This is a genomic window from Gilliamella sp. wkB108, from assembly GCF_001690195.1.
GTDB lineage: Bacteria > Pseudomonadota > Gammaproteobacteria > Enterobacterales > Orbaceae > Gilliamella > Gilliamella apicola_L.
Genome location: NZ_LZGM01000087.1, coordinates 24137 through 39390, shown reverse-complemented (window position 1 = coordinate 39390; position 15254 = coordinate 24137). Strand labels below are relative to the sequence as shown.

The 15254-nt window shown below is 34.3% G+C and carries 18 protein-coding genes and 1 riboswitch; of the genes, 9 read left to right on the top strand and 9 right to left on the bottom strand.

The genetic code is table 11. The features are described from left to right. Positions 1 to 113 precede the first annotated feature (113 nt). The 6 genes from A9G11_RS10150 to coaA form a co-directional block, all read right to left on the bottom strand. Positions 114 to 818 carry a 7-cyano-7-deazaguanine/7-aminomethyl-7-deazaguanine transporter gene (locus A9G11_RS10150; RefSeq protein ID WP_218056121.1) on the bottom strand — a complete coding sequence of 235 codons (705 nt, stop codon included), beginning with the start codon at positions 816 to 818 and terminating at the stop codon, positions 114 to 116. A gap of 59 nt (positions 819 to 877) precedes the next feature. Continuing rightward, positions 878 to 1534, bottom strand: a complete 657-nt coding sequence (gene queC / locus A9G11_RS10145) for a 7-cyano-7-deazaguanine synthase QueC (RefSeq protein ID WP_065619497.1) — start codon at positions 1532 to 1534, stop codon at positions 878 to 880. Positions 1535 to 1560: 26 nt separating this feature from the next. Continuing rightward, a complete protein-coding gene (gene queF, locus A9G11_RS10140; RefSeq protein WP_065619496.1) occupies positions 1561 to 2034 on the bottom strand; it encodes a preQ(1) synthase in 474 nt (157 codons plus the stop codon). Positions 2035 to 2038: 4 nt separating this feature from the next. Continuing rightward, a riboswitch (PreQ1 riboswitch) is annotated at positions 2039 to 2083 on the bottom strand. 201 nt (positions 2084 to 2284) lie between these two features. Next, a complete protein-coding gene (locus tag A9G11_RS14230; protein WP_141674407.1) occupies positions 2285 to 2479 on the bottom strand; it encodes a hypothetical protein in 195 nt (64 codons plus the stop codon). Between the two features lie 166 nt (positions 2480 to 2645). After that, positions 2646 to 3080 (bottom strand): DUF1090 domain-containing protein, encoded by a 435-nt coding sequence (locus tag A9G11_RS10135; protein WP_141674406.1) that lies wholly within the window; start codon positions 3078 to 3080, stop codon positions 2646 to 2648. A gap of 398 nt (positions 3081 to 3478) precedes the next feature. Continuing rightward, positions 3479 to 4414 carry a type I pantothenate kinase gene (gene coaA, locus A9G11_RS10130; protein WP_065619495.1) on the bottom strand — a complete coding sequence of 312 codons (936 nt, stop codon included), beginning with the start codon at positions 4412 to 4414 and terminating at the stop codon, positions 3479 to 3481. A gap of 169 nt (positions 4415 to 4583) precedes the next feature. On the opposite strand from coaA, the gene yihI reads away from it, so the two are divergent. The 3 genes from yihI (at position 4584) to A9G11_RS10115 (ending at position 7464) form a co-directional block, all read left to right on the top strand. Beyond that, entirely contained in the window at positions 4584 to 5075 is a 492-nt protein-coding gene (gene yihI / locus A9G11_RS10125; RefSeq protein ID WP_065619494.1) for a Der GTPase-activating protein YihI, read from the top strand. A 230-nt stretch (positions 5076 to 5305) separates the two neighbouring features. After that, entirely contained in the window at positions 5306 to 6667 is a 1362-nt protein-coding gene (gene hemN, locus A9G11_RS10120) for an oxygen-independent coproporphyrinogen III oxidase (protein WP_442902990.1), read from the top strand. A 149-nt stretch (positions 6668 to 6816) separates the two neighbouring features. Continuing rightward, on the top strand, positions 6817 to 7464 hold the full coding sequence (locus tag A9G11_RS10115) for a hypothetical protein (protein WP_065619492.1): 648 nt from the start codon (positions 6817 to 6819) through the stop codon (positions 7462 to 7464). Between the two features lie 60 nt (positions 7465 to 7524). Here A9G11_RS10115 and rsmC read toward each other — a convergent pair whose 3' ends face one another. Then, entirely contained in the window at positions 7525 to 8565 is a 1041-nt protein-coding gene (rsmC, locus tag A9G11_RS10110) for a 16S rRNA (guanine(1207)-N(2))-methyltransferase RsmC (protein ID WP_065619491.1), read from the bottom strand. 90 nt (positions 8566 to 8655) lie between these two features. Here rsmC and A9G11_RS10105 point away from each other — a divergent pair, with 90 nt between their 5' ends. The 6 genes from A9G11_RS10105 to cyaY all read left to right on the top strand — a co-directional run bounded on the left by A9G11_RS10105 (position 8656) and on the right by cyaY (position 12005). Next, complete coding sequence (locus A9G11_RS10105) at positions 8656 to 9063, top strand: DNA polymerase III subunit psi (protein ID WP_065619490.1); 408 nt, start codon at positions 8656 to 8658, stop codon at positions 9061 to 9063. After that, complete coding sequence (rimI, locus tag A9G11_RS10100) at positions 9032 to 9493, top strand: ribosomal protein S18-alanine N-acetyltransferase (RefSeq protein WP_065619489.1); 462 nt, start codon at positions 9032 to 9034, stop codon at positions 9491 to 9493. Before A9G11_RS10105 ends, rimI begins: the two co-directional genes overlap by 32 nt. Positions 9494 to 9514: 21 nt before the next feature. Further along, positions 9515 to 10144 (top strand): thiamine diphosphokinase, encoded by a 630-nt coding sequence (locus A9G11_RS10095; protein ID WP_065619488.1) that lies wholly within the window; start codon positions 9515 to 9517, stop codon positions 10142 to 10144. 72 nt (positions 10145 to 10216) lie between these two features. Further along, entirely contained in the window at positions 10217 to 11065 is an 849-nt protein-coding gene (locus A9G11_RS10090; protein WP_065619487.1) for a hypothetical protein, read from the top strand. Then, positions 11062 to 11580 (top strand): surface-adhesin E family protein, encoded by a 519-nt coding sequence (locus tag A9G11_RS10085; protein ID WP_065619486.1) that lies wholly within the window; start codon positions 11062 to 11064, stop codon positions 11578 to 11580. Before A9G11_RS10090 ends, A9G11_RS10085 begins: the two co-directional genes overlap by 4 nt. Positions 11581 to 11693: 113 nt before the next feature. Beyond that, complete coding sequence (cyaY, locus tag A9G11_RS10080; RefSeq protein ID WP_065619485.1) at positions 11694 to 12005, top strand: iron donor protein CyaY; 312 nt, start codon at positions 11694 to 11696, stop codon at positions 12003 to 12005. A 109-nt stretch (positions 12006 to 12114) separates the two neighbouring features. Here the strand turns inward: cyaY and uvrD are convergent, their stop codons facing one another. After that, a complete protein-coding gene (gene uvrD, locus A9G11_RS10075; RefSeq protein ID WP_065619484.1) occupies positions 12115 to 14337 on the bottom strand; it encodes a DNA helicase II in 2223 nt (740 codons plus the stop codon). Between the two features lie 201 nt (positions 14338 to 14538). Next, on the bottom strand, positions 14539 to 15252 hold the full coding sequence (yigB, locus tag A9G11_RS10070) for a 5-amino-6-(5-phospho-D-ribitylamino)uracil phosphatase YigB (RefSeq protein ID WP_065619483.1): 714 nt from the start codon (positions 15250 to 15252) through the stop codon (positions 14539 to 14541). Positions 15253 to 15254: the final 2 nt, after the last annotated feature.

Below are 15254 nucleotides of genomic sequence, written 5' to 3'. Positions count from 1 at the left end.
TAAAATTAAACACATTTATTTGTCAATAAGTTTCAGGTTAGCACTATGTTTGAGTATAAAAAGGGTTAATATCTCTGTTTAGTCAGATTGATTTTAACCCCTTTAGGAAAGAACTATTCAGTAATAGGTTGTGGTTTACTGGTAGATTGTGGCATAGCCACTAACTTTTTAAGTAATAAATTTAAAATAACACCGTATAGTGGTAAAAAGAATAAACCGCAAATCAAAATTTTAAAACTATAGTCAATTAGTGCGATTTCAGTCCAATTGGTTGCCATAAACTCATCACTGCTGTGATAAAAAGCGATTGCAAAAAAGACTATGGTATCAATACCATTACCAAATACCGCTGATGCTGACGGTGCCACCCACCATTTTTTATTTTGTCTTAGATAGTTAAAGACAGTAATATCCATTAATTGCCCAACTAAATAGGCGGAGAAACTCGCTAAGGCAATTCGAAAAACAAAGCTATTAAATTCAGTTAGCGCGGAAAAACCAAGCCAATGGGTTTCAAAAAACAGCACAGAAATCGCATAGGAAAATAGCAATGCTGGCATCATTACTACAAATATGATCTTTCTGGCTAAACTCGCACCAAACACACGAATAGTTAAATCAGTAGTTAGAAAGATAAACGGGAAAGTGAAAGCCCCCCAAGTGGTATGAAAACCAAAAATATCAAAAGGGATTTGCACTAAATAATTGCTCGAAGCAATCACTAAAATATGAAAAAAAGCTAACCAATAAAGTGCTTTTTGCCGTTGTTTACGGGTAAACTCATGCAGTATTAACCCAGAATGTTCGTTTGCGTACATGTTAATTTCCTTTTTTTAAATGGGGTGAGAGAACCCAGTTGGTATAAAATTAGTCAAATCTATTTTGTAGATTGTAAATATTCCTGCAAACCTTTATCTCGAAGAAGGCAACTAGGACAAGTACCACATCCCCCTTCTACACCGTAATAACAGGTATGGGTGTGCGTCTGCACATAGTCAAGATAACCTAAATTATCCGCCATTGCCCATGTTTGTGCTTTGGTCAGATACATCAATGGTGTAATGATATTAAAGGCATAATCCATAGCTAGATTCATAGAGACATTCATTGATTTCACAAAAATATCGCGACAATCCGGATAACCGCTAAAATCGGTTTCACAGACACCAATAATAATATCCTTAATGCCCTGTTGTTTGGCATAACAACCGGCTAAAAGTAGAAATAGCATATTACGTCCGTCAACAAAGGTGTTAGGATAATTGCTATCTTGGGCAGCTTGAATTTGTTGCGAACTATCAATCAAGGCATTATTGGTGGTTTGTTTGATCACTGAAGTATCAATTACCGTCTGTTTAACGCCGAGATCATCAGCAATCCATTTGGCCTTTTCAAGTTCAATTGCATGTCGTTGACCATATTGAAAACTGATAGTTTCGACATTTTCCCGTCCATAATCAGCAATCGCTTGAAGTAAACAAGTGGTCGAGTCCTGTCCACCAGAGAAGATCACCAGTGCTTTACGATGTTGCATTTTTTTGTTCCAGTTAAATTAATAGATTAACGATTATCCACTTTTTCAGGATAGAGATCGTGATTGGCTAAACGATTAATCGCGATTTGCTCCCAACGAGTCCCAACCTTGCCATAATTAGCATAAGGATCGATAGAGATACCACCACGCGGTGTAAATTTACCCCAGACCTCGATATATTTCGGATCCATTAATTTAATCAGATCTTTCATAATAATATTGATGCAATCTTCGTGATAATCACCATGATTACGGAAACTGAAAAGATAGAGTTTTAGCGATTTACTTTCCACCATTCTAATATTTGGCACATACGAAATATAAATGGTGGCAAAATCAGGTTGCCCTGTGATAGGACAAAGACTAGTAAATTCAGGACAATTGAATTTAACAAAGTAATCGTTGTTAGGATGTTTATTATCAAATGTTTCGAGTATTTCAGGTGCATACGTCGACGGATAGCGAACAGACTGATCGCCTAATAAAGTGATATTACTCATTAATAATTCCTTAGTTTTTTAGCGTGGGAGGTTCACGAACCACGTAACAAGGCGCACACCATACTCTTTTTGTATACAAAAGTCTAGTGTGAGCAGTTCGTTCTAGCTCAATACGCCAAAATTATATAAGTCGAAAATTATTAGTAATAAAGATAAATAGGTAAAGAAGGATCAAATTTGAAGTTGATGTTGAGTCACAAGATAATCACTAAACTTGAGCCGATACTTAAGGTTTATCTGTTGTGATATGTTAAATTGAAAATGATGTAACCCTATTTTCATTGACATTAACATGCAACGCCCGACCATGCTTATCGAAAAAACAGAATTCACCAGCAATACATGAACCAGAAACAACATCAAAAGAGTCCCAATTTATCGTCATTTTAATGCTATTGATACTTAAATGATAAAGATGAATATCGCAACCTAGTTCCTGTATCATTTATAAAGAACTATATCGTACCAAAGTCTGGGAGGAAATTTGCATATTCACAGCATGATCCATATTGTCTGTGTAGATAATTAATGCCCTTTTGCAGGGCATTAGTTGTAAAGATGTTTCAGGTCAACTATACGTTTGAATATAAATTCAACGCTGAATTCAAGAACTATTTTGCTGCAATTTCTTCATGAAATGCCACAAGTTTAGCTTGAGCATCGCTTAATTCTTTTTCAGCATCACGTAATTTTAGATCTTGTTTAGCAATTTTTTGTTGATTGCCTTTTGCTTGTGCTTCGGCAAGTTCTTTTTGTCTTTCGGCCACTTTCATGGTTTTTTCATGAATATCTAATTTATATCTAGCTTCTAACTTATCATTAGTACAAAAAGTCGTTACTTGATGTAAGGCCTTTTCCAGCCCTTGAACCCGAGAGGTTTCATTATTTTTCTTGGCATATTGAATTTGTGTTTCTATGGCCTGTTGCTTGCTACTGCACGTTAAACCTTCTTCAACATTTTGATTTGAAGCGTAAGTAGCCAATGAAAAAGTACTCATTATTGCCAAAATAGTTAATTTACCAAACGACCTAGTTATTGCTTTCATATCAATTCCTATTAGGTTAAGTTAGACTTCATTAATATTATAAATCAAATAGAGTTAATTATCTGTGTCAAAAATATAGGTTATACTTTTACCAGTACATTCCTTGTAAAGATGTTTCAGGTTAACTATACGTTTCAGTATAAAACCATGGTTACATTCAATATTTATGGTCAATGACGCTTTACAGATTTTTTGGACTGTCAATAGAACAACTTGTTTAGCAAAACATCTTTCCGTTACAATCTTTACCTTTTAGGTGCTGTCGAACGAACTTTATCAAAGTTGTGCCTTGGCAATATAAGTTTCAAAAGGCTGTACACTCATATTTGCCAAATATCATTCACTCTAAAACTAAACAAGGTAATTGTTGACTTCTTAAATATTTGATGAAGCTGAATTTATTTTCTTAATTGTACACAATCCACTTTATGATCTTTACCTTTAGTTAGAATTAAACTCGCTCTTTCTCTGGTTGGTAAAATATTCTCAATCAGATTTAATTCATTAATTTCACGCCATAGCCGATTGGCAATATTGACCGCTTCTTGTTCTGGTAGTTGTGAGTAGTGATTGAAGTATGAGTTAGGATCGCTAAAAGCCCCTGCCCTAAATTTTAAAAAGCGATTAACATACCAATCATGTAATAACGGTAAATCTGCATCGACGTAAATAGAAAAATCGACATAATCTGAAACAAATACACGATGATTGGCTTGTGGGTAATTTAATGTTCCTTGTAGGACATTTAAGCCTTCTAAAATTAAGATATCAGGGCAATCTATAATAATCTGCTCATCTTCAACAATATCATAGACTAAATGAGAATAGACTGGCGCTTTTACTTCGGCTTGTCCTGATTTTACATCAGCCACAAAATTAATCAGTTTTTTAATATCGTAAGATTGTGGAAACCCTTTCTTATTCATGATACCACGCTCTTCAAGATATTTATTCGGGTATAAAAATCCGTCAGTTGTCACTAAAGCAACTTTCCGATGTTCAGGCCAACGAGTAAGTAATGCTTGCAAAACGCGAGCAGTGGTACTTTTACCCACAGCCACACTGCCCGCAATGCCTATTACGTAAGGTATTTTTTGACTTTTCCCTAAGAATTTTGACAATACCACCTGCCTTGTTAAGCTGTTACTTATGTAATAATTGAGTAAACGTGATAAAGGTAGGTAGATTTGACTCACTTCATCCATGGAAAGATCTTCATTAATACCTTGTAAAGAGGTTAATTCTTGAGGAGTTAAAGTCATTGGTACCGCATTACGCAAACTTGCCCACTCTTGACGGCTAAATTGCATATAAGGACTCAAATGATTGTTCATGATGTATCGGTCTCTATTGCTAATAGTTCTAATTTATTCGGCTCAGATTATACATAAATTTGTTTTTTTACAATCACAAATTAGCATTAAGTCTTAATCATAGCTATCTTAATGACTTACTGTTAAAATACTCATCATTAATTTGTCTTTCAAATCATAAAAAGTTCATATGTTAAAAAATAAATCTAAACAGAAGTCCAAAAAAAGCCGTCAAGAGATCAATGAAGAGTCTCGCGAACTTAAAAAAAAGCGTAAGCACAAAGGATTACCAAGCGGGTCTCGCTTTAATAATAGTGATAACAATCAAAACAAAAAAACGGTTAAAGTAGCTGGAGATCCACGTGTAGGAAGTAAAAAACCTATCTCACTAGTGGCAGAGTCTATTGATGATAGTGTCAAAAAAGTAAAACAACCTAAACCAACGACGACTGTTTTATCTAAAGAGCAAGAGTTAGAACAGTTAGAAAACGATCCACAATTAGATCTGTTGCTTGATTTAGTAGAGCAAAATAGTAAGCTAACCAAAGAGCAACAAACTTATCTCGATACAAAATTAAATCGTATTGATGAACTTATGCAAGCACTTGGCTATACAGATAATGATTTTGACGATTCAGATGAGATAAAAGAAGATATAGTTAGTTTATTAAAACGTAACTAATTGTAATTTAACCCTTTAATTTAAAGTAACATAAAAGAGAGCATATCCAATGCCTATATTAATTATGCTTAGTTTATATTTTGGGTTATTTTGCTGCACGTTGTTGTATTTAAAAAAAACAAATCGTATCAAGATGAAAACCAAAGTTCGGACAAAAAAAACATTTCAAAAAAATCATGGAAATAGCAATGTCAAACACAGGTTTAAACGTAAATAATGGTAAATCAGAGATGCCGTTGTGGGATCAAGCTTTAATTGAGAAATATAACTATTCTGGTCCAAGGTATACCTCCTATCCAACGGCATTAGAGTTTAACGAAAACTTTCATGAACAGGATTTTATCTCAGCAGCAATGCGCTACCCTAATCGCCCATTGTCACTGTATGTTCATATTCCTTTTTGTCATAAACTTTGTTATTTCTGTGGTTGTAATAAACTGATCACCCGGCAAACCCATAAAGTAACACAATACCTTGATACGCTTGATATTGAAATTGCTGAGCGAGCCAAATTATTTAAACACCGTACTGTATCACAAATGCATTGGGGTGGTGGTACTCCTACTTTTTTAACCGATGATGAGATAACTCGTCTTATTACTTCTCTCAAACAACATTTTAATTTTGCAGATAATGCTGAGCTATCCATAGAAGTTGATCCTCGTGAAATTAGCCCTAAAACTATCGATCATTTAGCGGAGGTTGGTTTCAATCGCTTAAGTATGGGGATCCAAGATTTTAACCATGAGATTCAAAATTTAATCAATCGAGAACAAGATGAAAATCTTATTCGTTCTTTGATTGATCAAGCTCGTAAAAATAGTTTTCAGTCAATCAGTCTTGATTTAATTTATGGTTTACCTAAACAAACTGTGGCCAGTTTCACTGAAACACTTGATAAGGTGATTGATATCTCTCCAGATCGTCTAAGCGTGTTTAATTATGCCCATTTGCCTAGCCGTTTTGCTGCACAACGTAAAATCAAGGATAATGATTTACCAAGCGCTAATCAAAAATTGCAAATTTTACAAACCAGTATCGAAAAATTGACACATTCAGGCTATCAATTTATTGGAATGGATCATTTCGCTAAACCCACTGACGAATTAGCGATTGCTCAACAGCAAAATAAATTACATCGTAACTTCCAAGGTTATACCACTCACGGGGATGCCGATTTACTTGGTCTTGGTGTGTCAGCTATTAGCATGTTAGGCGATAGTTATGCACAAAATCAGAAGGATTTGAAGATCTACCAACAACAAGTCGAACAAAAAGGCAATGGTTTATGGAAAGGGTTTAATTTAAATCGGGATGATATTATTCGTCGTGATGTGATTAAACAACTGATCTGCCACTTTTATTTGGATAAAACGCAGATCGAACAGCAATATAACTTGCAATTTGATGATTATTTTGCCGAAGACTTGCAACTACTTAAACCGTTACAGCAAGACGGTTTGGTGACAATTACCGCTAATGCGATTAGTGTACCTCCCAAAGGTCATTTATTGATTCGTAATATCTGTATGTGTTTTGATGTCTATATGCGTAAAATGGCGCGCCAGCAACAATTTTCGCGGGTAATTTAATCGCTACTTGTTATTTTTAAAGGCTAATATATTAATTTATAGCAAGTATTTTTAATTTCAACATGGAGCTGTTTTAAGTGTAATTGATTGTTATCGATAATCGTTTATGGTAATCTTACGATTTTTTAATCGTTACATAATGTTACAAAATGCAATTTAATCAATACCGTTATAGTGGTTTTAACCCACAAACCCCTTCTCTTTTCGATGTGCAATTCAAAATTCGTGATAAAGAACAGTTCAAACAGATAATGCTAGAGATTTACAATAAAAGTATGTTTCACGGCAAAATCCTATTTATCATCGCGATAATCTCATTTATTGCTATGTTTGTTACCGCTAAATTTGCCTATTACACCAATATTGGACAATACGTATTAGTCGCATTATCCATTAGCGGATTATTGGGATTGAGTCTAGCTATCGGATACTATATCCCTTCAACTATTTTCAAAAAGCAAATAGAAAAAAGTTATGCAGAAGTCAGCTTTACCACGCCATTTATCTACCACTTTTATCAAGAAGGTATTGAAATGAATACCCCGATCATGAAAGGTATTTTTAGTTGGGAAGATATCGCTTTTGTTACTATCGATCCACAATGTGTCGCGTTCAGTTTTGCAAAACAGACCAAAAATGGCAGACGAATTGCCAAAATTAAAGAATATTATGGCGGTGTTATTATTCCGTTGGCATGTTTAAATGAAGAAACAAAGCAACAACTGATTGACATCACTAAGGCTTTTTATAAGCAACGTGCAATAAAAAATCTGCGTATTAATAAAAAGTTACGATAATAATCGTAACTTTTTAAATTATCGTGACAAGTCTCTACCGTTAATACGCTTTAGCTAACCTTAATGGCTTGCCAAATAAACTTTAAATTTGGTAGTTTGTGCCAGCACTTCAACTCGTTTAAATGTTTCATCTAATAGCGTTTGATAAGGTAAAAATGAATTGGCTACGATACATAAATAACCATTTAATTTTAGATGTTTTTTTGCTTCTTTAATCAATGAATTAACCGCTACATAGCTGGTTTGTTTACCGTCATGAAATGGCGGATTGGACATAATTAGATGATATTTATCTCGTAGATGAGAAAATACATCGCTAGGCACTACTTGAGCTTTAATATGATTACTTGCTAAAGTTGCTTTACTTGATTCAATAGCTGCGCTACTTACATCGGATAAGGTCAAGTCGATATCCGGGTATAATTTGCCGATAACACTTGATAATATCCCCGAACCACACCCCACATCCAAGACATTGCCTTTAATGATATCAGCATGTTCAATTAATGCATTTAATAATAGTTCACTACCTGCATCCAATCCTTTTTGACTAAATACACCAGGCAAGCTTTTGATCTCAATTTCTTGATTTTCGATTGTTAATTGATAACTTTGCCACCACTCAGTTAAATCAAAAGCTAATCGGCTTTCTGCCTGAAAATGGTATAACCCACAACGCCTTGCGCTATCTATCTTTTGAATAGTACCAAAATCAGCTAATAGTCCCTCGACACTCTTTACACCAGTCCGATTTTCACCAACAATGAAAATATCACTCCCTTTGGGCATATTGTGTAGTAGATATGAAAGTTGAAATTGCGCTTCGCTTTTGCTCTTCGGCCAATAGTAAATTAACGTATCCATGCCTTGATAGAACTCCGCATTAGGAAGCAATGAAAAGAAAGTCTGAGCGCCACGTGAGCTGTTTTTTAAACGTAGATAGGTATGAAATTGGTTACAATGAATTTTAACTTGTTTAGCGTTAATAACTGAAGGATAACTATCTTGAATATCACCAGCTATAATCACATTTTTATCGTTAAAAGTTGATTGGTGACGTTCAATTACTTGACTTGCAGGAGAAAAAGCAGAAGTTGCCATGTTGCCTCAATGAAAAAACCTTTATAATTTTAATCGATGATTATACAATTAACCTCATTTAATCTCTAATAAAAAAACAGTATCCCAATAATGAATAAACAAGATTGGTATTTAAAACAACTGAATATTACCCAATATGTTTTGCGTAATTCGACTGTATTTAAAGGTGAAATAGCAACGCATATCGGCGATGAAATTCGGTTGATTGTCGTTGCTGAGCAAAAACCGACACAAAAAATCTATCTCGATATTCTAAATGCCATTCATTTAACCGAAGATCAAGTGCTGATTTTGACGCCTTCACAACTTATTATGCCAGCAAGTGATGTCAATATTGTTGTTTGGTTTATTGATGTTAAACCAGATGAATCATGGCAAAGTCCATTAACCATTGAAACGATTAATTTAGATCTGTTAGCTAATGCACCACAACAAAAACGCCAACTTTGGCAACAGTTATGTCAATATGAAAACTATTTCCACCCTGACCGCGCTTGATTTAGATGAGGCTTATCAATTAGAGCTTCTTTGCCATGCTATTCCATGGTCAAAACAAACCTTCTATTCAAATCAAGGAGATCGTTATTTAAACCTAAAAATCACGATTAATCATCAAATAGTTGGATTTTGTATCTGCCAACAAGTAGCTGATGAGGCCAATTTATTTAATATTGCTATTCATCCAGAATTTAGACAACAAGGATTAGCACATCAGTTACTCAACAATTTAATTGATAGATTATTAGCCATTAATACACCAACGCCAATTTCAACACTTTGGTTAGAAGTTCGGCAATCTAATCTCCCTGCAATTCGGTTATATCATTGTTTAGGATTTAATGAGATCACCATTCGAAAAAATTATTATCCAACAGTAAATGGTCAACAAGAAGATGCAATTATAATGGCCTATACACTAGCACTATAAAAAATTTAAAAGGATATAATAATGACTAATCATAAAGCGCTGCTTTTTGTTAATGGTGAACCACCGGTTAACTACCCTAACGATTTAGATAACTATCGCTATATCGCTTGCACTGACGGTGCTTATCATAATTATCTCTACCAGTGGCAAATTATACCCGATTTTATTGTTGGTGATTTAGACAGCTGGAATAAAAATCAACCTATACCAAGTCAAACCCAAATTATTCATACACCCGATCAAAATAAAACTGATTTTGAAAAAACAATTCTATTTTTAGCGGATAAAGGCATAACCGAATTTGTTGTTTATGGTGCATCAGGTCATGCCGGTGATCACTTTTTAGGTAATTTATCGGTTGCTATGCAATATTATCACAACTATAAAATTACGTTTTATGATAACTACTGTGTCTTCTTTTTTGCTCAGCATGAGGAAGTAATTAGCAATGTGAAGGATTGCACTATTTCACTTATGCCACTTTCAAAAGTGACTAATTTAACCATAACAGGCTTTCAATATCCGCTAACTAATCAGACATTAGAACTAGGAGGGTTGACTAGTTTACGCAATAAAGCACTGGCAGATACTGTGAAAATTTCGTTTGAAAACGGAGATTTATTAGTTTTTGTCGAAGATTTATACTCTTGACATTGATAATTACATTCCTTTAGACTAAGTGTCATAAAATTTTTAGGGCTATTTTAAAGGAACCTTTCATTCATGCTACTAAAAAAGCTTAGTATATTACTTTGTTCGTCGCTTATCACTTGTACCGTTTTTGCTCAAAGCAATACTAAAGATACTGCTATTATTGATAAAACAATGACTTCTTTTCTTGAATGTGATAGTCAGTTTTTTCAACAATTAGCCAAAAACAAAACCAAATTTGAACAATTTGCTCATTTAGCTACTGCAGATAAAGTTGCCTACTTTCCCGTCGAAAACGCCCAAAAAGATGATAAAAATAGCATTATGTTTAAAAAACCGATTGTTTATAAAGGGTTAAACATAGTTGGCTACCAAAATATTTATATTGAGACGCCTTTTTCTGGTCAATACTTTTTCTGGGGTTTCATTATAAATAATAGTTTAGATAAAATTAAAAATACTTTAAGTCAATTGAATTGGTCAAATTATAATTCCTCTTCTTATATTGCCAATTCCAAAATTTATGATCGCCAAATTGAACCTACTGTTTGGAAAGATAATATCTATTCAATTGACGGAGTGATCCCAAGACAAGCTACCATTGAAAAAGCAATATATTTGGAAACCTTGTCAGATAATCAATCCCATCTAATTTGCTCAATTCAAGGTGATATTCCTGATGATATTTTATTTTCAATACGTCCGGATATGAAACCAGTTATTGAAGAGATAAATAAAAAACGCGAAGAGAAGATAAAGGCTTATAAACTCAAACAAGAAGAGAAAGCTAAAGAGAAAGAAAAAGAGAAAGCGAAAACTAAAGAGCAATCAGAAAATCAACAGTCCTCTCAACCTGATATTGAAGTTAATGACAATAAAACAACTGAGAATAACTCAAAAGATGGAATGCAAGCTAAATGAAAAAACTATGTTTATTATTAATTATTTGTTCTATTTCGGCATTAAGTGCTAATGCTGAAGAGAATTCGGCATCTGAGATAAAAACTGATTCTAATGAGATAAATCAAATTTTGCATGATAAACGTGTTGGGGACGATTTTATTCCAATCAGTAAATCCAAGGACGAACCAGTGGATAGTTATTCGTTCCTTGTGCGTAATTCAATTACATTGCACCCTTATAATAAAAATATCCGTGTATTTACCGAAATCATTAATGCTATACCTAACCAAACAAAAGAAGTGAAAGAAGATGAGAAGAAAGTCTCTTATAAATCATTAGTGGTTAATCAATTTGCTAACTGCGATAAAATGGAACTGGCTAAAGGGGAAATCAAAATATACGATGGATATTTTGGCGAGGGTCAATTACTCGATACAAGTAATATGCCAAATCGTTGGTTCAAAATCGATAAAAGAGATGAGCAACGTTCATTAATTGTGGTGGCTTGCTCACTTCCACTAGCTAATCAATAACCCTATTCTCAACCTATTATCTTTTAATTCTACTCTAGCCACCAAGCGGTGGCAGAGTATGGTTGTTTGTGCTAATATCCTACTATGGTTTTTCATTATATCGATTATATTTTATGAATATCACACAATTCCATACTTTAACTGACCAACTATTTAATAATATTGAGTTATTTTTAGATAATTATGCGGATGAACATGATAGTGATATTGACTATGAAACACACGGCAATGTTATTACAATTGCTTTTCCTAATGGCAGTAAAATTATCGTCAATACTCAAGAGCCTCTTTTCCAAATTTGGTTAGCTACCCGTAAACAAGGATATCATTTTGATTATGTCAATAATCAATGGATATGTAATCGTAGCGATCAGACTTTTAACGATATTTTTGCTCAAGCAGTTGACGAGCAAGCTAACGGTTAGTCAAGACCTAGACAGAATGTTACAAAGGGGAGTGGATATTTAACTACTCCCCCTCTTGTACTTAAATTATAAAAATTTACTAATTTGCCTGACAGTCGACTAAACACACTTAAATTAAGGTAAGATTAGCAAGTTTAATCACTAACCATTTGATCCCTTCATTCACAAAAGCAATTTGTACTCGCCTGTGATCTCCCTCACCATCAAGATTTATAATTGTACCCTCACCAAAGCGATGATGTTTAACTTTTCGACCTAAGGTATAGCCATCACTTTCACGTGTTTTCTCAAGGTATGATTTTTTGCGTTGGTTGATAAACTGCTCTTGCTTACTTAAATCATTAGCGCTTAGCCCTTGTGGCGTAGTAAAACCTCGATAACTAATTTCATTTAATCTTTCAATCGGTAATTCTGCCAAGAATCGTGAAGGTAAATTACGTTCATCACGCCCATAAAGCCGTCTTAATTCGCATAACGTCAAGGTTAAATGTTTACGCGCTCTGGTTATCCCAACATAAGCTAAACGTCTTTCTTCTTCCATTCGGTCATTTTCTTGCGCTGAACGTTGAGCGGGGAAGAGACCTTCTTCAAGTCCCACTATGAATACGTTATCGAACTCTAACCCTTTTGCTGAATGTAGTGTCATTAACTGTACTGAATCTTGTTCTTTGCTCACCTCACGACTTTCTAATGATGTATAAGCTAAAAATGATTCTAATACAGTAAGTGTTCTACCTGTTTGGCTATCTTCGATTACGGTATTTTCATTATTACCATAAAACTGTTCAGCCGCTGACACTAATTCTTCAAGATTTTCTAATCTGGATTGACCTTTAATACCCGGCTCTTGTTCATACATCTGTTGGACGCCAGATAATTTTATAATCACATCAAGTTGTTTATAAAATGGCATTTGACCAACTTCATCATAAATCGATTCCATCAACTCCAAAAATCGACTAATGCCTGAACGTTGTCTTTCCGTTAATCCATTGGTTTGGATCAGCATTAAACAAGCATCCCATAATGAGATAGCATTTTGCTTGGCCGTTAGTTTAACTTTATCAAGTGTTACATTACCAATGCCACGAGTTGGAGTATTAACCGTCGCTTCAAAGGCTATGTCATTATTGTGATCATGTAACAAACGCAAATATGCCAGTGCTAATTTAACTTCTTGTCGTTCATAAAAACGTATAGAGCCATAAATTTGGTAAGGTAAGCCGGCTTGCAATAACGTATCTTCAAATATGCGTGATTGTACATTATTACGATATAAAATCGCACAACTGGCATAAGGTTCACCTTCATCATGACGTTTTTTTATCTGCCCTATAACAAAACGCGCTTCATCAATATCATTGAAACCAACATAAAGAGCAATTTTTTCACCAACACCACTATCAGTCCATAAGTTTTTACCTAATCGATTTTGATTATTGGCTATCAATTGATTAGCGGCATCTAAAATGGTACTGGTTGATCGATAATTTTGTTCTAAGCGTATAATTTCTGTATCGGGATAATCATTGATAAATAGTTGTAAATTATCAGCATTAGCCCCTCGCCAACTATAAATAGATTGGTCATCATCACCGACAATCATGACATTGGCTGTATCACCTGCCAATTTTTGTACTAATCGATATTGGATCTGGTTAGTATCTTGAAATTCATCAATCAAGATATTTGAAAAACGCTGGTGACAATAATTTAATACGTCTTTGTTTGCACAAAGTAGCTCATAGGCTCTAAGGATTAATTCCGAAAAGTCGACATAACCTACTCTGTCACAGATCGCTTGATAATCTCGATAAATATTTTGCCACATCATTTGTTTAGGATCGGCAACGATAATATCATCGGCACGTAAACCTTTTTCTTTATGGGCTGAGATAAAAGCAACACACTCTTTCGAGGACCATTGTTTTTCATCAATTTTTAGTTCTCTGAAAATTCGTTTAACAAGACGATTCTGATCTTCTGTATCAATAAGTTGGAAGTTAGCAGGTAATTTTGCCTGTTCCGAAAACATACGTAATAAACGATGTGTTAAGCCATGAAATGTTCCAACCCACATACCATTAAAATACCCTTCGCCAACTAAGGCTTGGATACGTTCTTGCATCTCAGCAGCGGCTTTATTGGTAAAGGTAACTGCAAAAATAGAGTGTGGTGGGTACTGTTTTTCCAGACATAACCATGCGATACGGTGAACTAGCACCCGCGTTTTGCCACTGCCTGCACCAGCAAGTACTATGGTATATTGACTATCAGTTGTAACGGCATTTTGTTGTTCAGGGTTGAGATCCGTTAATAATAATTTACTCATTTCCTCTTTGCCTTAAGCTTTAAAGATGATAATAGCTATAAATGGGTGTTGTTTATTTATCATCTATGTTTCATTATCTTGCAAGATGTTGATTTTTAGAATGCGATCAAACAGGATATAAAGATAGGTTGTTTAACAATTATAATTAATGAATAAAGACAGTGGTTTTTCTTACTGTCTTTTTATACATGTAAAAATAAATTATAACAGATTATCTAATTCTGGCAATTGAGATATTTCAATATGTGGTAAGCATCTAGCTTCAGATAGATGAAAGATATCTTCATTAAAAACATTGATCCAACAAGATAATAACCCACTATTTATCGCACCATTAACATCTGTTGATAAATTATCGCCCACATGTAAAATTTGATGTGCAGGTACATTCAACTTATTGACGGCCAATTCAAAGATTTCTGGGAAAGGTTTCGAGCGACCATCTGGACCACCACGTAATGAAAATTGAAAATAGTCACCCAAGCCTATCCTATTAACTTCAACATTACCATTAGTAATAACCGCTAGCGGATATTTAGTTGCGAGCTTGGCTAATAGTGTATATGTTGCTTGTGGTACATCCATTTTATGGCGCCAAATATTAAATGTAGCTAAACATTCATCAATAATGTCCGCTATTTTCGAGCTTGGAAATTTAGCTTTAGTTAAAATTGAGGTGATCGTTTCAATTCGCCAAAGAATAACATCATGATAGATTTCTGGATTGTTATCAAATACACTATTTTTTACCGCAAAATAATCAGCTTTGGTTATATTATGTAACTGATCATATTGTTGAAGTGTTTTTATAAGTTCGTCTTCCGCTTTTTCCACAATCAAACTATTATCATATAGAGTATCATCAAGGTCGAAGGTGATTGCTTTAATTTGGTTTATTGAACGATAAAAATGCATTA